This is a genomic window from Acinetobacter sp. SWBY1 (assembly GCF_002946595.1).
Lineage (GTDB): Bacteria > Pseudomonadota > Gammaproteobacteria > Pseudomonadales > Moraxellaceae > Acinetobacter > Acinetobacter towneri.
In genome coordinates this window covers 1,246,085-1,266,866 of record NZ_CP026616.1, presented here as the reverse complement: position 1 = coordinate 1,266,866, position 20,782 = coordinate 1,246,085, and the positions used below count along the sequence as shown (strand labels likewise).

19 protein-coding genes and 1 other RNA gene are annotated in these 20,782 nt (G+C 40.6%); 10 read left to right on the top strand and 10 right to left on the bottom strand.

Annotation, left to right across the window (positions count from 1 at the left end; translation table 11 throughout):
* Positions 1 to 184 precede the first annotated feature (184 nt).
* Together C3Y93_RS06070 and ssrA are read right to left on the bottom strand one after the other, a co-directional pair.
* The gene (locus tag C3Y93_RS06070) at positions 185 to 427 is read right to left on the bottom strand and encodes a hypothetical protein (RefSeq protein WP_104852386.1); all 243 of its coding nucleotides are present in this window, start codon (positions 425 to 427) and stop codon (positions 185 to 187) included.
* 284 nt (positions 428 to 711) lie between these two features.
* Positions 712 to 1,071, bottom strand: a transfer-messenger RNA (tmRNA) gene (ssrA, locus tag C3Y93_RS06065).
* Between the two features lie 130 nt (positions 1,072 to 1,201).
* Here ssrA and glpK point away from each other — a divergent pair.
* Positions 1,202 to 2,686 carry a glycerol kinase GlpK gene (gene glpK / locus C3Y93_RS06060; protein ID WP_104852385.1) on the top strand — a complete coding sequence of 495 codons (1,485 nt, stop codon included), beginning with the start codon at positions 1,202 to 1,204 and terminating at the stop codon, positions 2,684 to 2,686.
* A 119-nt stretch (positions 2,687 to 2,805) separates the two neighbouring features.
* Here the strand turns inward: glpK and C3Y93_RS06055 are convergent, their stop codons facing one another.
* Together C3Y93_RS06055 and C3Y93_RS06050 are read right to left on the bottom strand one after the other, a co-directional pair.
* A complete protein-coding gene (locus C3Y93_RS06055) occupies positions 2,806 to 4,164 on the bottom strand; it encodes an NAD(P)-binding domain-containing protein (protein ID WP_104852384.1) in 1,359 nt (452 codons plus the stop codon).
* Between the two features lie 664 nt (positions 4,165 to 4,828).
* The gene (locus tag C3Y93_RS06050; RefSeq protein WP_004975391.1) at positions 4,829 to 5,035 is read right to left on the bottom strand and encodes a hypothetical protein; all 207 of its coding nucleotides are present in this window, start codon (positions 5,033 to 5,035) and stop codon (positions 4,829 to 4,831) included.
* A 395-nt stretch (positions 5,036 to 5,430) separates the two neighbouring features.
* On the opposite strand from C3Y93_RS06050, the gene sbmA reads away from it, so the two are divergent.
* Together sbmA and C3Y93_RS06040 are read left to right on the top strand one after the other, a co-directional pair.
* On the top strand, positions 5,431 to 6,627 hold the full coding sequence (gene sbmA / locus C3Y93_RS06045) for a peptide antibiotic transporter SbmA (protein ID WP_104852383.1): 1,197 nt from the start codon (positions 5,431 to 5,433) through the stop codon (positions 6,625 to 6,627).
* A 305-nt stretch (positions 6,628 to 6,932) separates the two neighbouring features.
* Positions 6,933 to 7,874: a hypothetical protein gene (locus C3Y93_RS06040; protein ID WP_104852382.1), complete on the top strand. Its 942-nt coding sequence runs from the start codon at positions 6,933 to 6,935 to the stop codon at positions 7,872 to 7,874.
* Between the two features lie 216 nt (positions 7,875 to 8,090).
* Here the strand turns inward: C3Y93_RS06040 and C3Y93_RS06035 are convergent, their stop codons facing one another.
* Entirely contained in the window at positions 8,091 to 8,696 is a 606-nt protein-coding gene (locus C3Y93_RS06035) for a hypothetical protein (protein WP_104852381.1), read from the bottom strand.
* A 90-nt stretch (positions 8,697 to 8,786) separates the two neighbouring features.
* On the opposite strand from C3Y93_RS06035, the gene C3Y93_RS06030 reads away from it, so the two are divergent.
* Complete coding sequence (locus C3Y93_RS06030; RefSeq protein ID WP_104852380.1) at positions 8,787 to 10,001, top strand: hypothetical protein; 1,215 nt, start codon at positions 8,787 to 8,789, stop codon at positions 9,999 to 10,001.
* Between the two features lie 30 nt (positions 10,002 to 10,031).
* Here C3Y93_RS06030 and gatB read toward each other — a convergent pair whose 3' ends face one another.
* From gatB to gatC, 3 genes are read right to left on the bottom strand one after another with little or no spacing between them, the layout of a single operon-like run.
* A complete protein-coding gene (gene gatB, locus C3Y93_RS06025) occupies positions 10,032 to 11,507 on the bottom strand; it encodes an Asp-tRNA(Asn)/Glu-tRNA(Gln) amidotransferase subunit GatB (protein ID WP_104852379.1) in 1,476 nt (491 codons plus the stop codon).
* Positions 11,507 to 12,985, bottom strand: a complete 1,479-nt coding sequence (gene gatA, locus C3Y93_RS06020; RefSeq protein ID WP_004975402.1) for an Asp-tRNA(Asn)/Glu-tRNA(Gln) amidotransferase subunit GatA — start codon at positions 12,983 to 12,985, stop codon at positions 11,507 to 11,509. The genes gatB and gatA overlap by 1 nt, the downstream gene beginning before the upstream one ends.
* Positions 12,986 to 13,037: 52 nt before the next feature.
* Entirely contained in the window at positions 13,038 to 13,352 is a 315-nt protein-coding gene (gatC, locus tag C3Y93_RS06015) for an Asp-tRNA(Asn)/Glu-tRNA(Gln) amidotransferase subunit GatC (RefSeq protein WP_004975405.1), read from the bottom strand.
* A 137-nt stretch (positions 13,353 to 13,489) separates the two neighbouring features.
* On the opposite strand from gatC, the gene C3Y93_RS06010 reads away from it, so the two are divergent.
* The 6 genes from C3Y93_RS06010 (at position 13,490) to C3Y93_RS14305 (ending at position 18,251) form a co-directional block, all read left to right on the top strand.
* Positions 13,490 to 14,536 carry a rod shape-determining protein gene (locus C3Y93_RS06010; RefSeq protein WP_004975408.1) on the top strand — a complete coding sequence of 349 codons (1,047 nt, stop codon included), beginning with the start codon at positions 13,490 to 13,492 and terminating at the stop codon, positions 14,534 to 14,536.
* A 16-nt stretch (positions 14,537 to 14,552) separates the two neighbouring features.
* Positions 14,553 to 15,410: a rod shape-determining protein MreC gene (gene mreC / locus C3Y93_RS06005; protein ID WP_096901766.1), complete on the top strand. Its 858-nt coding sequence runs from the start codon at positions 14,553 to 14,555 to the stop codon at positions 15,408 to 15,410.
* On the top strand, positions 15,397 to 15,903 hold the full coding sequence (gene mreD / locus C3Y93_RS06000) for a rod shape-determining protein MreD (RefSeq protein ID WP_104852378.1): 507 nt from the start codon (positions 15,397 to 15,399) through the stop codon (positions 15,901 to 15,903). Before mreC ends, mreD begins: the two co-directional genes overlap by 14 nt.
* A complete protein-coding gene (locus tag C3Y93_RS05995; RefSeq protein ID WP_104852377.1) occupies positions 15,891 to 16,457 on the top strand; it encodes a Maf-like protein in 567 nt (188 codons plus the stop codon). Before mreD ends, C3Y93_RS05995 begins: the two co-directional genes overlap by 13 nt.
* Positions 16,458 to 16,496: 39 nt before the next feature.
* On the top strand, positions 16,497 to 17,951 hold the full coding sequence (gene rng / locus C3Y93_RS05990; RefSeq protein ID WP_104852376.1) for a ribonuclease G: 1,455 nt from the start codon (positions 16,497 to 16,499) through the stop codon (positions 17,949 to 17,951).
* Positions 17,952 to 18,080: 129 nt separating this feature from the next.
* Positions 18,081 to 18,251, top strand: a complete 171-nt coding sequence (locus C3Y93_RS14305; protein ID WP_004975418.1) for a PA1571 family protein — start codon at positions 18,081 to 18,083, stop codon at positions 18,249 to 18,251.
* Between the two features lie 59 nt (positions 18,252 to 18,310).
* Here the strand turns inward: C3Y93_RS14305 and C3Y93_RS05985 are convergent, their stop codons facing one another.
* Together C3Y93_RS05985 and C3Y93_RS05980 are read right to left on the bottom strand one after the other, a co-directional pair.
* Complete coding sequence (locus C3Y93_RS05985; protein WP_104852375.1) at positions 18,311 to 19,690, bottom strand: WS/DGAT/MGAT family O-acyltransferase; 1,380 nt, start codon at positions 19,688 to 19,690, stop codon at positions 18,311 to 18,313.
* Between the two features lie 191 nt (positions 19,691 to 19,881).
* On the bottom strand, positions 19,882 to 20,613 hold the full coding sequence (locus C3Y93_RS05980) for a phosphoadenylyl-sulfate reductase (RefSeq protein WP_104852374.1): 732 nt from the start codon (positions 20,611 to 20,613) through the stop codon (positions 19,882 to 19,884).
* Between the last annotated feature and the right edge of the window lie 169 nt (positions 20,614 to 20,782).

Here is a 20,782-nt window from a genome sequence, read left to right as displayed (position 1 = left end):
GTACTCCGCATAATTTTTTATCAATTAAGGAGAATATAATCTATTTTGTTATTGTGCGGGAGAGTTATTCGGTTTGGGGGATGAAAGCGAAAAATGTTTGGAGATGAATAAACCGTCCAATAAAAAGGCTTAAACCACTAAAAGTGAATTTGAACCTAGATCGCTTAATAGAAAGCTATCCTGATCATTTTTCGTGAAGTTTTAACTCAACTTGATAGTCGTCTTGAGTGACTTTAATTTTATGGTCTTTATATTTGCGTTTACTTGGCGAGAGTGCAGAGCTAGTCACTTCCTTATGGAACTCACTATCCGACATGAAGAAATAATAGGCTTTATAGCCCAATAAAATCTTATCGATTTTATTGCCTTTAGTCTGAGCATCACTGATCAATGAATTTAGATACTTTAAGCTGATGTTTGCTGACATTCCTGAACCTTAAAATATAAAGTTGAAATTTCTAAGAATTTATAAGCAACAAACATTACAAATTTATGACAAGGGTTGTTTGAGAGATGTACTTCGCTTCAGGTCATTATAGATCTAAAAGTTGTGGGTCAAATTGACGCAATTTTGACCCAATTTATTCAAATTTGGGTCAATTTGTTCTGGATAGCATTGGACGCAAAACCCATAGAAAAAGCCTTAAACACTGATGTTTAAGGCTTTTTTAGTCATATTTAGTTATGTAACTTCATATGAATTTAAGAATTTGGTGGAGGTGGCGGGAGTTGAACCCGCGTCCGCCAACACTACACTCGAGAATACTACATGCTTAGATATCGTCTATTGTTTTAACACTCTAAGACCCGACGAACAGGGTTTAAAGTGCGATCCTCTAAGTTTGGTATAAAGTCCCGAGGCTCAACTCTATACGGACTTGTGTGCGTGCGCTTCAGTCGGGTTCACTGACCACAAGTATTCAGTGAAGCGGACAAGCGGCCCTTAGGCAGCTAGAGCGTAAGATTCGTCGTTTGCGACTATTTTAATGCAAATTTGATTTACGAGAGAAAATGCGCTCTCGGCATGCATCTATGAGCTTCATCATCAGCGTCGAAGCCAATAACACCCCCATATCACAGCGCAATCATAGCATAGCTGGCAAAAATTACGATGTATTTTCTGCACAATTACACATTTCGATGCGCTTAGTTACATAATTGCGCTAATATTTTATTTTTCAAGTCAAACACAATAAAAAATATGAGTTATTTACTGGCACTCGATCAAGGCACAACTTCTAGTCGCGCCATCATCTTCAATGAACACGGACAAGTTCAGGCAACGGCACAACGAGAAACCCATATTCAGACCCCACATTCAGGTTGGGTGGAACAAGATGCCCAAGAAATCTGGTCAAATCAAATTGCGGTGGTGCAACAAGCCTTGGCGACTGCAGGTATTTTGGCTAAAGACATTCGCGCAATTGGTGTGACCAATCAACGTGAAACCACAGTGGTGTGGGATAAACGCACAGGCAAACCATTAGCGCCTGCAATAATTTGGCAAGATCGTCGTGCGGCTGATTGGTGTCATCACTTGATTCAAAATAATCAGATGCAATTGATTCAGGAAAAAACAGGTCTGCGTATCGATCCGTATTTTAGTGCAGGCAAACTGGTGTGGTTGCTTGAGCATGTCGATGGGTTAAAAGCATTGGCACAACAGGGGCACGTGGCTTTTGGCACCATCGACAGTTGGTTAATCTGGAATTTGACCCAAGGCGCAGAGCATGTCATTGAAGCAAGTAATGCTTCAAGAACGATGTTGATGAATTTACATCACCAAACTTGGGATGAAGAATTGCTGGAATTATTTCAAATTCCCGCATCAGTTTTACCTAAAATTATTGCATCCGACAGCTATATTGCAGATACCGCAACGGGTTTATTGGGGGCGAATATCCCAATTACAGGTATTTTAGGCGATCAGCAGGCGGCGTTGTTTGGGCAATCGTGCTTTGAAGTTGGTACAGCAAAAAATACCTACGGCACAGGCTGTTTTATGTTGTTTAATACAGGCAATCAGGTGCAATTTAGCCAAAATAAGTTACTCACTACTTTGGCGTGGCAATGTCAAAATCAAACCCATTTTGCCCTTGAAGGCAGTGTTTTTATGGCAGGTGCTGTAGTGCAATGGCTGCGCGATGGTTTGGGTATTATCCAAAAAAGCAGCGATGTGGAACAACTTGCCAATAGTGTAACTTCTAGCGATGGTGTAGTGCTAGTTCCTGCATTTACAGGGCTTGGTGCGCCACATTGGGACAGTGAAGCGCGAGCGCTTTTATGTGGAATGTCACGTGGCACCAACAAGGCACATATTGCCCGTGCTGCCTTGGAATCCATTGCATTTCAGGTGTCGGATGTACTCACTGCGATGCAATCCGATTTAGATCATCCACTGAAAGAGCTTCGAGTAGATGGTGGTGCTAGTCAAAATGATATGTTGATGCAATTCCAAGCCGATATTTTAAATGTGCCTGTGTTACGTCCTAAAATGTTGGAATCAACCGCTTGGGGAGCGGCAGCTATGGCAGGTTTAAAGGCGGGTGTATTTTCTGACTTATCTGAAATTTCAGCATCTTGGCAGTTAGATCGGGTATTTGAACCCCAAATGAATGAAGCAGAGCGTGCAGAACATTTAGCGCGTTGGCAACAAGCCTTAAAACGTGCTAAGTCAGACTTATAATCAGCGCTATTTCTAAAATAACGCTAAGTTGAAATAAATCTTTAAACCACAAGCCTCATCAGCAAAACTTTTGAGGCTTGTAGCTGTTTTTTCGTTACTTTGATCTTTTAGATTACGCCTTACATTGCCTCACGTTGAGCTTCATCTTCTAGATAACTTTCCAAAGAATCATCTAGTGCATAAAGCCATGGTGTGTGATGCGGTTTAGCCATTTTTCCTGTCATCACTGAGCGATAAACTTTATCTCTAAAGCCCATAATATTTTCTTTTTTATGCTTTTTCCATTGCATGAAAATATCGTGTACTGCATCAATATTGAAAGATGGATAGTCGGTCTGCGCAATCAGGCGTTTGATGTAATCCCCTTGAAAACGTGCAGATTGTTCATCGCTCATTAAGCGTTGTTCTTTTTCATGCAAGGTTTGGGTATGGCTTTGCATTTCGTCTATGCTTGGCAACGCAATTTTGCCCAAAATCACATCACGGACAAACCATGCCTGCGCATCGAACATATTGAAGGTGTACCATTGATCTTGCATGCCTAAATAGAACAAACGAGGATTCTTTTCCCAAACCACACCTTGATATAAACCTAGTGGATAAAGGCAGTTATGCGTTCTGAGGCGCAAGCCATCTTCAATAAACGGGAAGTGGTGTAAATAGCCCGTACATAAAATAATGGCATCAATTTTGGCCGATGTTCCATCACCAAAATAAGCAGTATTTTCATCTACACGCAGTAATTGTGGTTTTTCAGACCAGTTTTTGGGCCACTTAAAGCCCATGGCTTTACTGCGATAGCAACTGTAAATTTGTTTGGCGCCGTATTTATAACATTGCGAACCAATGTCTTCGGCAGAGTAGCTGCTGCCCACCAACAGCACTGATTTACCTTTAAATTCCAGTGCATCACGGAAATCATGCGCGTGTAAAATACGACCATGGAATTGATCAAAGCCTTCATAAACAGGGACACGCGGGGTAGAAAAGTGCCCAGAGGCCACCACAACATAATCAAACTGTTCTGAATAATGACGTTGCTGTGCGTAATCTTCGACATCAACCGTAAATTTTTGCGTCGCATCATCATAATGAATATGCTGAACGGCGGTATTAAAGCGGACTAAGTCTTTCACCTGTGCTTTTTCTGCACGACCTTGAATATAATCCCACAACACTGCGCGTGGCGGATAAGACGCGATTGGTTTTTTGAAGTGTTCATCAAAAGTATAATCGGCAAATTCTAGCGCTTCTTTAGGGCCATTTGACCATAAATAACGGTACATACTGCCGTGGACAGGTTCGCCATGTTCATCTATACCTGTGCGCCAAGTATAGTTCCAGAGTCCACCCCAATCATTTTGTTTTTCGAAACATACAATTTCAGGAACTTGTAGACCTTTGGCCTTTGCTGACTGAAACGCTCTTAATTGGGCCATGCCGCTTGGGCCAGCGCCAATAATTGCAATTCGATCCATTGCTATCTCCATTAGTTTTTGAGTTCTTAATTACTTCTCCAATTTTGAGTGACACAATTCAGGATTTTAAATATCCGCATTATAAAAATAAGCAAATACAATCCTAAATTTAGAGATCAAGTAGATCTTGTCAAAATAGGATGTGAATTAAAAAAATAGAAAAAATAAAACACACTAAAGACAGTAAAAATTGCTTAAGCAACTCATCTTTATAAAAAAATGTATTTTACAAGAAGCATGATCTTATCATAATTTTTGATTAATTTTGGTTTTGCTTAGTTGTAAAAGTGAATTTAAAGTCATTGCTGTTGTTGTTTTGGTTTGATCAATTGGTATATTTTATTGATTTTTATAGAGAAAATAAGATGAAAATTTAAAGCTAATTTTTATCTCATTTTGCCCAATATAAAGGTGATTTTGATGAGATTGTTGCAAAATCTACAATGATATACAGAGGATTGAAAACTGAATCTTAGGCAACATTTTCAGAGAGCCATACCCGAAGTGGACTTCTGAAAAATTAAAAGGATGCTGTGATTGATAGGTGTAATGAAAGTTTAGTTTTTATAAGCCATGAAAGCAGTAGCGTATTTATCAAGCTTTATCTAATGATTGAATGTGCTTTGCGTACATTCAATCATTAAAGTTTGAGGCGACTCAGTAATTAAAGTTTACGCCACACCTTATTTTCATCTTCTAAAGAGACAGTAAAGTTAAATTCGTCGTCTACGGTAACCAAGTAGGAGTTAGGATTAACCAATAAAACTTTTAAAATTGTACCTTGCTCGAATTCAATTGGTGCGCAGTTTTCTTTACGTAGAACAATAGGTTCAAGTAGCTCAATAGCAATGTTTTCTGTTGGAGATTCCATACCGCACCCTAAATGAGTTATTTTTAATCAACTGTATTATATAGTAAATTGATGAATAATCTACACAAAATCTTAAATTTGTGTCGGGTTTAAATATTTTGTACTTGAATTGTTGGTCAAAAAATCGCAATAAATTTGCCCAATACTTCATAATTTGACATTTTAAAAATATAAGAAATTGAAATTTGATGTAATTTCTTAGATGAATGGCAAATGAACAGCGCAGTAAAATATAGCCGATTGATGAAATTTACAGTTTTCAGTATAAAAATAAAATTATTGCTGAAAAAACAGCGTATAAAGTATAAAAGTTAAAGTATCCATTCACGCTTTTTTAAGTGGTGAAGGCACTGGGTTTTACATTCCAATTTAAAAAATAAAGGCTTTTTGTCTGCATGTTTAAGTCATTTTTTCCAAATCCAAAGTGGTTTTTTATTTCATTGCTTGTTTGGTTCGCGATCAATCTGGCTTTATGGTACTCGGGCGGTAGCGCATGGGGTAGCTTGATTGGCCTTCCGCAAGGTTATGCTGAAGCAACATTACCCATTGATGTCAGCCGTTTTTGGTCACCTGCATTTTTATGGTTTTACCTGTGGTTTTTTGTGGCAACGACGCTGTTTGCCATTTTCTGGAAACTTAAAGCAAATCACCCATGGCAGCGCTGGTCTGTATGGGGATCGGCATTCATCCTGTTTAATATTTGGTTTGGGGTACAAGTCAATGTTGTGGTGAATGCTTGGTACAACCCATTTTATGACCTGATTCAAAAAATGCTCAGTAGTGGCGGTGGAGATGTCAATGAACTCTATGCAGGTGTGCTGACCTTTTTATACATCGCCATGGTGGCAGTGACCTTAATGGTTTTGAATTTATTTTTTGTTAGTCACTATGTTTTTCGTTGGCGTACGGCAATGAATAATTATTACACCGCACATTGGGAAAAACTCAGACATATTGAAGGGGCTTCACAGCGTATTCAAGAAGATACCATGCGCTTTGCCAGAACCATGGAAACTTTAGGGGTAAATTTAGTCGAAGCCCTAATGACTTTGTTGGCATTTTTACCTGTGCTGTTTAGTTTGTCTGTGCATGTCAAAGCCCTGCCTATAGTGGGGGAAATTTCGTATGCCTTAGTTTGGGCTGCAGTGGGTTGGGCAGTATTTGGTACAGTGGTGTTAATTGTGGTGGGTGCGAAGTTACCAGGTCTGGAATTTAATAACCAAAAAGTTGAGGCGGCTTATCGTAAAGAATTGGTTTATGGTGAAGATCACGCTGAACGTGCTGATCCGCTGAGTTTAAAAGAACTGTTTAGCAAAGTGCGTTTGAACTATTTCCGTTTATATTTCCACTATGCCTATTTTAACTTGGTACGCATTTGGTACATGCAATTAGACAATATTTATGGTTTATTTGTGTTATTCCCAAGCATTGCCGCAGGGGCAATTACCTTGGGCTTGATGATGCAAATCGCCAACGTATTTGGCAAAGTCCGTGAGTCGTTCCAGTACCTCATCGCGTCTTGGCCGACTATTATTGAGCTCTTGTCTATTCATAAGCGTTTAAAAGCATTTGAATCGACCTTGGATCACTAGTTGTGGTGGCGACATCCATGATTTGTTGTGGATGTCGCGTTCACATGTTCAGAGCCATGATTGCTAAATATAAATAGATCTGAACAGTTGTATAAAAAATAATATGAGTGTTAGTATTCAAAATCATAAAAAACTGTGATGAATTGGATTGTTTTATAAAAATATCAAACGCGATTCAAATAAAGCGATGATTATTTAACTATAAAATCAAGGTGTTAGATTTGTTATTTTCCGCTAATTCATATATTTTCATTGATATAAAAACAATTGAGAATTGAGACGTGACCTGCAAAAAAATACTTTTGATGGGGGGGGTGGGCAGCCTATTATTTGGTTGTGCAACAGTCGATCAATATAGCCCAAATTCGGTGAAGCATTTTGCATCTGCACAAGAACTGATTGTTCAAAAAAACTTAAATCAGCCCAGTGGTGCCGCTAAAGAATATGTCTATTATTGGGGGCCACAGCGCAAAGATCAGCCTGCTGAATCTATGATTCCACGTAAATATATGGGCAGCTATTGTCAGTCACAAAATGGACGCTTAACGCTGGCCTATAAAAGCTCAATGAGTTTAGTCAAAAATGCATGGTCTAAAAAACTACTCAATACTTATCGAGATGTAAAACAGGGGATTGGGGCATACCGCTGTGTAGGTAATCAGGGCGAAAGTTGGATTGTATCTATTGAACCTGTGGCAGAGCGCCAGTTGGAACAGCGTGGTGAAGCGCGAGTAGTGAGTTTGGTCACTAAAATAATGTCTGAAGATGAAGCACGACGTTTTTACCGCGCGGTTTCTACACCTGCAAAGGCTGCACCTAAAGCAGCTCAAAGTAATCCAAAAACAACAAATGCAACCAAAGTTGCTGAAATGAAAGAAAAACCTGAAGAGAAAAAAGAGCCTGTAGTTGCGCCAGTAAAAACAGCTCCACCACGCGTGGTTGAGACACCACAACAGCAACAGACACGTTTATATGTGGCGGCACGTCGTGATTTAAACAGTGGGCGTAATCAAATTAATGCCTGTAATAATGCGCAACGTGCTTATAACTATGGCAAGTTACAGGGCGCAGAGGGTACGCGTATTTATACAGAATCTGGCATGTTGGTGGCACGTTGTTTAACCAGTGTGTCGAGTTATCGCAGTCGTTTTCCAAACGCAGAAGTGCAAGCCAAGCGCATTTTGCAGAATTTAGCCAAAAATTATAATCACGCAGGGGCTAAGAATATGTTGAGAGGCATGAAGTGAGGAGCGCATAATTTCTGATCTGCTCTTCATTTTAAAATTTAAATATTTATCTCTCCCTTGCACCACAGTGCAGTTTATCACTGGTGTTTGTTTTAAAGACCTTTCCAATATCCAATATTAAATTTTTTTAGGCATTTAATGGGTAATGGGAGCTACTTCTCCCACTTGGATGAGCAGTACTGCTGCGCAAGGGGGAGGGTAATTTAAAAGAGAAAACTAAATAAGATCAGGATAAAACTGCTCAAATTCTTGATTCACCGCTTCCCCACGTAATAAATAGCCTTTGGGTTTGATATAACTATAAATTTCCCGTGTTGGCTGTTCATGCCAACCAATATTAAAAGCACACAGTTTTGGGAAAAACTGCATATAACTATAGTTCAAGTGGTTATGAATCCAATAGGCGAGTTGTTGCCAATTGGCTTGATCTTTTTCATATAGCTCTAAAAATGATGGAATGACAATACACGCCGTTGCCCCATAACCTTTTGTATCGGGATAGTCCCAAATATGACTCGCAAAGTTTTTTTCATTATTCGCGCAGTTATGACCTTTTTCATTACCAAGTTGGTTTACGCTTGGTGAGCGATACGCCGAGCGAATCGCAATTCGTCCAAATTTTTCTTGGAGTGGTTCGAGCAGTTGTTGGCAGAGTTCTTTGCCTGTGCGAATGGCAATGTCAGGATGGTCGGGGAAGTTTGGTACACCGTACCAATTGGCGATTTCGCTATACAGAAAGTCACGCATAAAAAAGGACTTGGATAGTTTGATGCGTCCTAAGTCTTCAAGTTTAGCGATAGAGGATACTTTTTTGATGGTCATGTTGTTTTAATTTGCTAGAGGTAATGAAAATTATATAGAAATATCATATAGTAATTTATATGAAAAATTATATAGAAATATCAAGGTAATATGATTTCAAGAATATATTTTCAATGTTTAACTTGTGATGGATTTATAACTACTAGAACGCAAATTTCTCATGGATTGAAGCAAGAGTTACACTTTACATGCCCACATTGTGAGGCTAATTCTAAATTAGTTTTGTTATTAGATAATCCACCACAGGTGAAAATTTCATTTAATGAGTTAGAAAATCTAATTTATATTGAAAGTGGAGATATCGATGAAGAAAAATCTTTAGTAGTTAATCTCAGTACAGATTTCACAGTGCCAGATGAGGTTAGGAATAAAGAATTATATTCACCATTTTTATATCAAATGAATGAAATTCTTAAAGAAGCTTTTGGGGAAAATTATAATCCTGAAAAAATAGAGGGGGTAATGGGAGTTTCAAACATTGAAGAAATTTGGAAAGATTTATATAAGGCATACAAATTTAATATTAGAGGAAATTTACTTCAGAGAGATAAAATTATTCAAGGACAAGAGTTAACTGAGTTAATATTTCGTTTCATTGGCATGTTTATTGGTAGTGAACGGCTAACTAGGGATATGGATATATTAGGAGATTTTTCTAGAAGTATTTTACAAAAAAATAAGTCAGAATTTCATAGGTTTGCCAATGATGATTTACTTCCTAATCTAGAAGAAAAAATTAATGACTATATGGAGGTTTTTGATACTTTCTTTTCAAATTATCAAGAATTTAAGCAAATGAATTTGCAAGCACGTTTAGAGGTTGAAACATTTAAGAATTCGAAGGTTTCTTCAACTAATTTTAAGCGCACAAAAATGATATATGGTGAAGTGTTTGAGATTCTAGGTTCAAATATAAACACGATAGCTTTTTTAAATAATATTGAAAACCAAAGAAAATATGATGAATTTCAAAGTGAAAAATTAACATATCAAAGATACTTAACTATTGATAAGGCAACAAAGATGAAATGTTTTGAGGGGAATACAAGTATCTTTAACATTTTTAGTCTTGAATATGATAGTAAATTAAGAAATGCATCTCATCATAAATGGTTGAAATATAATGAATCTACACAGCTTATAACCTACCCGATATCAGGTTCTAGCTCTGAAAAAATCACGTTATCCTATACAGAATACTTATTGAAGACAAATAATATAGTGATGGCACTCATGATTTTACTTTCATTTGAATTAGGAATAGCTTTTAACCTAGGATTTCGCTTAAATAAAAACCCGCTCTAAAGCGGGTTTCCTTTTTCAAAGTTGATCAGATCAACCAATCAATTTCTTCATTAATTCATTTACTTGAGCAGGGTTGGCTTTACCCTTAGACGCTTTCATCACTTGACCGACTAAACCGTTGAAGGCTTTGTCTTTACCAGACTTATATTCTTCAACCATTTTTTCGTTGGCAGCAAGCACTTCCTTAATAATTGCTTCAATCGCACCTGTATCAGTTTCCTGTTTCAAGCCTTTTTCCGCAATAATTTCGTCTGCAGTTTTGCCTTCATCCCACATAAAGCCGAACACTTGTTTTGCAATCTTACCGCTAATGGTGTTGTCTACAATACGTGCGATCATACCGCCAAGTTTCTCGGCAGATACAGGTGAGTCTGCCAAATCTAAACCTGCTTTATTGAGTGCACCTGAGAATTCACCCATCACCCAGTTTGCTGCAATTTTACCGTGTGCCGCACCACCTGCTGCAGCAACCACAGCTTCGTAAAATTCAGACATTTCACGAGTAAGCGTTAAAACGTGAGCATCGTACTCAGTCACAGCAAAGTCCGCCACGAAACGTGCACGACGTGCAGCAGGAAGCTCAGGCATAGTCGCTTTAATGGCTTCAATTTGCGCGTCAGGAATAATCACAGGCAACAAGTCTGGATCAGGGAAGTAGCGGTAATCGTTCGCTTCTTCCTTCGAACGCATTGAACGCGTTTCCATCTTCACAGGGTCAAACAAACGTGTTTCCTGATCAATGGTGCCATCCCATTCCAAGATTTCCATTTGACGTTCAATTTCAACATTGATTGCCTGTTCAATGAAACGGAATGAGTTCAGGTTTTTCAATTCACAACGTGTACCGAAAGGTTGTCCCGGACGGCGTAATGACACGTTACAGTCGGCACGGAATGAACCTTCAGCCATGTTACCGTCAGAAATACCTAACCAACGTACCAGTGTATGAATCGCTTTAATATAAGCTACGGCTTCTTCAACCGAACGCATATCTGGTTCAGATACTATTTCCAATAAAGGTGTGCCTGCACGGTTTAAGTCAATACCTGACATGCCTTCAAATTGGTCGTGAATCGATTTACCTGCATCTTCCTCAAGGTGTGCACGGGTTACGCCAATGCGTTTGGTTGTGCCATCTTCAAGTTGGATGTCGATATGACCTAAGCCTACAATCGGGTTATCCATCTGGCTAATTTGGTAGCCTTTAGGCGAGTCGGGGTAGAAGTAGTTTTTACGCGCAAATACAGACGCTTGGTCGATGTAGGCATCAATACCCAAACCAAAACGGATTGCCAAATCCACCACTTCTTTATTCAGCACAGGCAAGACGCCTGGCATAGCTAAATCAACAAGGCTGGCTTGCGTATTTGGGTCTTGACCAAATTCGGTTGATGAACCTGAGAAAATTTTAGAATTGGTTGCAAGCTGAGTATGAATCTCAATACCAATTACGACTTCCCAGCCATCAATCAGGTTTGATTTGGGTTTAGCAGTATTCTTCGCCATTATGCGTTCTCCTCAGCAATTGCAGCGCGTTGAGTATGCCAATCTGTCGCTTGTTGATACTGATGTACCACAGATAACAATTGTGATTCAGACCAGTAATTGCCAATCAATTGTAAACCCACAGGCAAGTGATCTTGGTCAAAACCAACAGGCGCACTAATTGCTGGTAAGCCCGCTAAGTTCACTGCGATGGTGTAAATATCACCCAAATACATTTCAACAGGGTCTAAAGACGCGCCAATTTTGTAGGCAGTTGTTGGTGCAGTTGGTGCTGCAATCACATCGACCTGTTCAAAGGCTTTTAAGAAGTCTTGCTGAATTAAACGACGGACTTTTTGTGCTTTCACGTAGTAAGCATCGTAATAACCCGCAGAAAGAGCATACGTACCAATCAAGATACGACGTTGCACTTCTGCACCAAAACCTTCAGAACGCGAGCGTTTGTAGAGGTCTAAAATATCTTGAGGATTTTCTGCACGGTAGCCATAACGCACACCATCGTAACGAGAAAGGTTAGATGATGCTTCTGCAGGGGCAATCAGATAGTAAGTTGGCACGTAGCTTTCAGTCATGTTGAGATCAATCTCAACCAATACTGCGCCCAATTCTTCTAATTTTTTTAGTGATTCTTCAACACGTGCTTTCACCGCAGCATCTAAACCAGCCACATTGAAGTATTGTTTCGGAATACCAATGCGTAAGCCTTTGAGCGTTGTTGCATTCAGGTTCGCCACATAATCTTCAACCGCTTTATCCATAGAGGTTGAGTCTTTGGCGTCATGACCTGCCATTACATTCATTAAATATGCGCAGTCTTCTGCAGAGCGTGCCATTGGGCCTGCCTGATCTAAAGATGATGCATAAGCGATGATGCCGTAACGTGAAACACGTCCGTAAGTTGGTTTGAGACCAGTCAAACCACAGAAAGACGCAGGCTGACGGATTGAACCACCTGTATCTGTACCTGTAGCAAATGGTGCAAGGTCAGCCGCCACGACAGCAGCAGAACCACCTGACGAACCACCTGGTACATGGTCAAGTGCCCATGGGTTTTTGGTCGCGCCATAGAACGAACTTTCAGAGGTTGAACCCATTGCGAATTCGTCCATGTTCACTTTACCCAAAGTGACCAAACCTGCATTTTTACCTTGTGCCACCACAGTTGCATCATAAGGTGAAATAAAATTGTCCAGCATTTTTGAACCCGCAGAGGTTTTAATGCCTTGGGTACAAAAAATATCTTTATGTGCAACAGGAATACCTGTCAGTGCTGTCGCTTGACCCGCCTGACGTAATGCATCGGCTGCATCCGCCTGTGCCAGTGCTACTTCATTGGTCACGGTGACATAAGAGCGCACTTGCGGATCAATTTTGGCAATACGTTTTAAATAATGTTCTGTTAGTTCGCGAGAGGAGAATTTGGCTGCCGCTAAACCCTCAGAGATTTCACGAATCGATAAGCGATGTAAATCTGTCATGAGAAAAATTCTTTTACCTTTTTATGAAGTCAAAATGTAACAGCCGAATAAATTATTCAATCACACGTGGAACAAGGTACAAGCCATCCTGAACTGCAGGGGCAACAGCTTGATATTGCTCACGATGATTCTGTTCGGTTACGACGTCTTCACGTAATGGTTGCGGGTGGTCAAATGGGCTTTTTAAAGGCTCAACGTCATCGGTATTTATGCCTTTTAAGCTTTCCATCATGCCTAAAATTTTATTTAGACTTTGAGCATACTCAGCAGATTGCGTATCATTGAGTTTAAGACGAGCAAGATGGGCAATTGCTGAAACTGTTTGTGCATTTAAATCTGCAGAATGCTGAGCATCCGAGGTAGACATAACATCACCTAAAATCAGTATTAATAAAAAATTTCAAAATATCGTGCGTTATAATAAGCGATTGACTTGTTCAACGCACCACATTTAGTTAAAGTTGCCAACTTGCGTCCACATAAAGTTTAATCGAGAACGACTCCGTGATTCTAAAACGACTAATTGGCTTGTTTTCGCCAGACCTAGCCATTGATTTAGGTACAGCAAATACACTTATTTATGCGCCAGGACGAGGCATTATATTAAATGAACCGACAGTTGTGGCAATTCGTCACAGCGGTTCACAGAAAATTGTTGCCGCAGTCGGTCTTGATGCCAAACAAATGTTGGGTCGTACCCCTGCAAACATTTCTGCAATTCGCCCAATGAAAGATGGTGTTATCGCTGATTTTGAAGTGACTGAAACCATGCTGAACCAATTTATTGGCAAAGTGCATGAAAAACGTTTATTCCCACCTGCACCGCGTGTAGTGGTGTGTGTACCATGCAAATCTACTTTGGTAGAGCGCCGTGCCATTCGTGAAGCCGTGTTTAATGCGGGCGCACGTGATGTACGTTTAATTGAAGAACCCATGGCTGCGGCAATTGGTGCAGGTATGCCTGTCGAGCAAGCTTGTGGTTCAATGGTGGTAGATGTTGGTGGTGGCACGACAGAAATCGCGATCATTTCATTACAAGGTTGTGTTTATTCAGATTCATTGCGTATTGGTGGCGATGTGTTTGATGAGCAAATCATTAACTATGTACGCAAGGCACATGGTTGTGTGATTGGTGAAACCACAGCAGAAACCATTAAGAAAGAAGTTGGCATGGCTTTGCCAGATGAAGGTGCTAAACCACTGGAAATTGAAGTGCGTGGCCGTAACTTGGCAGAAGGTGTGCCACGTGCCATTACTGTAACTTCTGATGAAATTACCCAAGCCATTTCTGATCCGTTACAAAGCATTGTATCGGCAGTAAAATCTGCACTGGAACAAACTCCACCAGAACTTTCTTCCGATATTGCAGAGCGTGGAATTGTGCTCACCGGTGGCGGTGCGTTATTGCGTAACCTAGACAAGCTTTTGGCACAAGAAACTGGCTTGCCTGTGGTAGTCGCAGAAGAACCATTAACTTGCGTTACCCGTGGTGGTGGCAAGGTCTTGGAATTCTTTGATAATCCAAACCACGATATGTTATTTGTTGGCTAATACATAGGATTCGGCGGTGCAAACAAATCTGTTTTCCAGACAACCGCCATCTTTTCGCTCTTTTATAATTGCGGTCATTACTTGCTTGGTCATCCTGTTCTTTAACTGGCGTGTCCCGCATGTAATTCAACCTGCACGTGATGTTTTGTATGCGGCATATAATCCAATTTATGCCCTTGCAAGCTATCCTGTATTGTCGCGAGAATGGCTAAGTCAACAAAGTAAGTCTGAGGCTCAATTGCGTCGTGAAAATACCGCGATGCAGGCAGAGCTATTACAGGCTCAAGTCCGTTTGCAAAAATTGTCTGAACTTTCTGCAGAAAATACCCGCTTGCGTGGTTTACTCGATACGCCCTTAATCATTGATGGACGCATGGAAATTGCCGAAGTGATTGGCACCGATGCCGATCCTTTGCGCCACATTATTGTGATTAACCGCGGCTCTCAAAATCAGTTAAAAGTCGGACAAACTGTCTTAGATGATAAGGGGATTATGGGGCAGATTATTTCTGTTTATCCGCATAGTAGCCGTGTCATGCTGCTTTCAGACAAAGAACATTCGCTTTCTGTACGTCTAGAACATACTGGTATGCGTGCCATTGTGTCTGGTACGGGTGACCTTGGTCGTTTAAAAATGGAATATGTACCGACCAGTGCCAATATTCAAGTTGGAGAAAAAGTCTATAGCTCTGGCTTAGGTGAGCATTTTCCAGCAGGTTATTTGGTTGGAAGCATTGCTAAAATTAGCCGTCATAACTCAGGTGAGTTTGCCCAAATTGATGTCGTGCCTGCAGCACAATTGGCAGGTGGTCATCATGTGGTGGTGCTGTTCTCAGAATCTTTAGCGAAGGAGCAGCCAAATGCCAATCGCTAAATTAGGACAAACCCGACTCGGGCAAAACAAGAATAAAGACCCACTGTTTCCGATTATTTTTTCTGTAATTGCTGCATCTGTACTCATGGTGTATCCGCTGTCTTATACAGGCTCGGGTTGGCGACCATTGTTTATGTTGATGGTGACCTTGTTTTGGGTGCTTGGGCAACCAACTTGGTGTGGTATTTGGTTTGCCTTTGGTACAGGCTTGTTTGCAGACTTGCTCCTCGATGCACCTTTGGGCATGAATGCCCTAAGTTTTGTGGTGATTACTTTTGTGGCGCGTTTCCTGACTCGTGAACGCCGTATTATGACGTTTGCGAATTTATGGGTCATTAGTGTAATCGCAATTTTGGCTCACCTCGCCCTGATTTGGGTGATGCAAGTCATGGGTGGGATTCAGTTCCCATTTGCCCGTCATTGGCAACCTTTGCTGAGTAGTATTTTGCTCTGGCCTGTGCTGTATTATTTCTTGCGAAAATGGCGCATTTAATTCTTGCTTCAAGTTCACCGCGCCGTCGGGAACTCCTACAACAGCTCGGACTGGAATTTGAAATTTACAGTCCAGACATCGATGAATCTATTTTAGCAGGCGAAGATGTTGCCGCGTATGTTGAACGGTTGGCATGTGCCAAAGCTGACGCAGTTTTACAGCTATTTCCTGATGCCATTGTAATTGCTGCCGATACCTGTTTGGGCATAGATGGGCAGATTTTGGGCAAGCCAGAATCCAAAGCACATGCCTTTGCCATTTGGTCGCAACTTTCTGGTCGAAAACACGATGTTTTTTCAGGGGTTTGTGTGCGTACAAAACAGAAAAAATCCAGTATAGTGGTACGTACACAGGTTGAATTTCAATCGCTTAGCCTAGATGATATGGAAAGCTACTGGGCAACAGGTGAGCCGATTGGAAAAGCGGGTGCTTATGCGATTCAAGGCATCGCAGCACGTTATATTCCGCGTATTGAGGGCAGTTATAGCAACGTTGTCGGCTTGTCACTCTATGAAACCGTACAGTTATTACAGACAGTTAAGGCACTAAATTAACTGCTGCACAAAAATTTTTATAATGTTTTGAGTTTTATTATGTCTGACGAGTTGTTGATTAACGTCACACCGATGGAGTGTCGGGTGGCGTTAATTCAAAACGGCACGGTCAATGAACTATTCGTTGAGCGTACAGCCAAGCGTGGTTTGGTGGGCAATATTTATAAAGGCAAAGTGGTGCGCGTGCTGCCAGGCATGCAAGCCGCTTTTGTCGATATTGGTTTATCGCGTACTGCTTTTTTGCATATCAATGACATGATTTGGCCGCGCAGCCAACCTACACCGAATGTCTTTGAATTATTGCAGCCTGGGCAAATTCTAACCGTGCAAGTGATGAAAGATATGCTCGGTACTAAAGGCGCACGACTGAGCACTGATCTTTCCATTCCTTCGCGTTATTTGGTTCTAATGCCGTATGGCAGTCATATTGGCGTATCACAACGCATTGAATCGAGTGAAGAACGTGAGCGTCTACGCGGGATCATTGAAACCATTCAGGCTGAGCATAAATTACCAGGCTCAGTGATTGTACGCACAGCAGCCGAAGGTGTCGATGAAGCGGCCTTAGTGCAAGATATGTGTTACTTGGCAAAATTGTGGGAATACATTCAGCGTAAACAAAAAAGCATTGCTGTGCCTTCTTTGATTTTTGAAGAGTTGCCGTTACCGCAACGCGTAATTCGTGATTTGGCGAATGATAACACCGCCAAAATTTATGTCGATTCACGTGAAATTCACGCCAAATTAAAAGAATTTGTGGATGAGTTTGTGCCGAATATGCACAATCGCCTGATTCATTACCCTGGTGAGCGGCCACTGTTCGATTTATACAATGTCGAAGAAGATATTCAAAAGGCATTGCAAACCCGTGTGGCATTAAAGTCGGGCGGTTATCTGATGATTGATCAGACTGAAGCCATGACTACCATTGATGTGAATACAGGCTCTTATGTCGGTGGGCGGACTTTAGAAGACACCGTATTTAAAACCAATATGGAAGCGACACAGGTCATTGCCCGCCAGTTACGTTTGCGTAATTTGGGTGGCATCATCATTATCGACTTCATTGATATGCAAGAAGTACAGCATCGTGATGAAGTCTTGAGTCAGTTTGAGCGTATGCTTGAACGAGATCATGCCAAGACCAAAATTACCCAAGTGTCTGAACTGGGCTTGGTCGAGATGACCCGTAAACGCACCCGTGAATCATTAGAACATTTACTTTGTGAAGCCTGTCCAACTTGTCAGGGACGGGGATATGTCAAAACAGCAGAGTCAGTATGTTACGAAATTTTTCGAGAAATTTTAAGATACGCACGCGCATTTGAATCACAACGTGGCTTTACTGTCGTTGCGCACCCATCGGTGATTGACCGATTGTTAACTGCCGAAGCGCCAGCAGTGGCGGATTTAGAGCACTTTGTCAGCCGTGTGATTAAATTTCAGGTGGAAAATTTATATACGCAAGAGCAATACGATATCATTTTGAGCTGAAATTGTAACAGGATATCGCTAAACAGTTGTTACATCTGAAATTTTACTTTTTTGAGTGAATTCTCAATACTAAGCATACAGAGTAGCCAAAGCCGAACATCTCCCTCGGTTTAGCAAATGAGGTATGTCATGGGTATGAGTAAAGTTGTGATTCAAAAGAGTTTAAAAGTATTAGATCGTAAAGTGACACATAACGGTTATATTGTGGATGAGCAAGGTAAAGAAACTCAAATTACCACCGCAATGGTTAGCGCGGTTTGTCAGCAATTATTAAAACAGTGTCGTACTATTCAAAAATAAGGGGCAGCAATTGCCCCTTAATTGATTCTATTGAATTATTTTTCTGATGGATTGACGTATCAATCCACGATTTTATTGACCCCTTCAGGCGCATCAATAATCTGTTCAAAACGCTGAATTTCATCTTCCAAGTGTTGCAATAAGTTTTGCATTTTCGGTAAGGCATGACGACAAGCAGTTAAACCAACTTCTAATTTGTCTAAATAGCTGGTCATGGTAATGTTTAAAGCTTGTCCATCTAACACGATTGAAGCAGGGTATAGTGCATCTAGCTTTGCACCATTCCAATACAAAGGTTCACGTGGGCCAGGTACATTGGAAATAACCAAGTTAAAGGCCTGACGCTTTGGCATAATGCCTGACAAAATATTTAAACCAGCAGCGCCGTAAACAAAAGCACTATAGTTCATAATTTGATTGGCATTCATGCGCTTAAAACGCTGCTTAGAATTTTGCACACTGCGGCGCACAATTTTTAAACGCTCAAGCGGATCTTCTTTGTGTGTACCTAAGTTGGCTAAAATCATGGTGATTCGATTGGATACCTCAGAATCATCATCTCGAATAGAGGCAGGTACCATCGCAATGAGCGGTTTTTTAGGTAAGGCATATTGGCTAAGTAAATACTCACGTAATGCGCCTGAGCAAATTGCCAGCACCACATCATTAATAGTTACACCCAAAGCTTTAGCAATACGGTGCAAACGTGCAAACTCAAAAGATTGAGCGGCAAAACGACGTGAGGCGCTCACACGTTGGTTTAAGATGGTGCTTGGTGCTTGGAAGCTGGAGACATAATCAGGGTTGCGTCCCATATCTTTGGCAACAGTTTGTGATACTTCATAAACAGCGCGAGGGGTTGCTTCAAACTGACCTTTAACCCCACCAAAAATTTTCTTTAAACGGCTGACTTTCGGTTCTTTCAGACGTTTAGCACGTGGACCTTCAACACACCAAGGAGGTACAATTCTTTTTGCATTTTCGTCGTGCGAAAGGGATTTTTCCACCAAACGCATGCCAGCAATACCATCTACCATAGCATGATGAATTTTAAAGAACATCGCAAAACGATTATCTTCAATACCTTCAATAATATGGCAAGTCCATAAAGGTTTGGCGCGATCAATCAGTGAACTGTGTTCTTGTGAAATATATGTTAATAATTCACGAATGCGACCTGGTTTTGGCAAGGCAATATGACGGAAGTGATGATCGAGATCGAACTCTTCATCTTCATCCCAAAATAGACCATTGAGCTTATTGTTAAATGGTGCAATAGGCATCGACTTTGAATTGCGAATATCGGCAACCAAGTCTTGAATAAAAGTGTCTGGCGCATGTTCTGGAATTTGGAATAAGAATAATCCACCCACATGCATGGGCTGTTGACGTTTTTCGAGTGACAGGAAAATAAAATCAATAGGGTGTAATGGTCGCATATTCTGGATTGCCTCACTGCAATTTCTACGCCTGTTCTTTGCTGAATAGGCTTTTTAGAGTTATATAAGATTTAATTTCAGTATATCTTTTTTATCAAACAAATATAGTGGTTTTTGCGCCATCATCCGTCAATAAAAATCACAGTAGGTGGGTGATTTTTATTGACCTTAATAGGGTAATAGGGTGGAGATTATTTGAGATTTCCTGCATGCAGACCACATTCTTTGTGCGTAGCTTCTTCCCACCACCAACGACCTTCGCGTTCATGTTGGTTTGGGAGCACAGGGCGGGTGCAAGGTTCACAGCCAATCGAAATAAAACCTTTTTCATGCAAACGATTGTATGGAATTTCCATCATGCGAATGTAGTTCCACACGTCACTGCTTGACCAGTTTGCCAGTGGATTGTATTTAATTAGTTGTTTATTTGGACCAGCAAAACCTGCATCGGCTTGTACCACTGGAATATCTTGACGTGTACCTGGGCTTTGATCTTTACGTTGCCCTGTAATCCAGCCATCTAGTGTTGCCAGTTTTTTTCGTAAAGGTTGAACTTTACGAATTCCGCAACATTCCTGATGTCCATCTTCAAAAAAGCTAAACAAGCCTTTTTCTTGTACCAATTGTTGGACTGCTTCGGTTTCAGGAAAGCAAATTTCGATCTCAATATTATAATATTTGCGTACAGTTTCTAAAAATTGATAGGTTTCAGGATGCAAACGTCCTGTATCTAAACTAAATACACGAAATGGCAAACCTAAATTAGACGCCATATCAATCAGTACCACATCTTCTGCACCAGAAAAAGAAATTGCAACTTCACCCTGCTGGTTCAAAGCAAGTTTTAAAATCTCGCTAGGCGATTTGTCAGCATATTCAGTCGCGAGTGCATCAACAATGTCTATGGTGGGAATGGTGTGCATAAGTCTTCCTGCAGTCGGCTTGAGGGCTAATCTTTGTTCTTGAGCGGATTATTTTAATGGAATTCCTAAAAAGGTCTTATCACTAAAAAATAAATGCTTATGAATGAAATAGATTTAAAAAAGAACAAGGCAAATAACAAATCTTCGGCTATGATAGGGAAAAATTTTT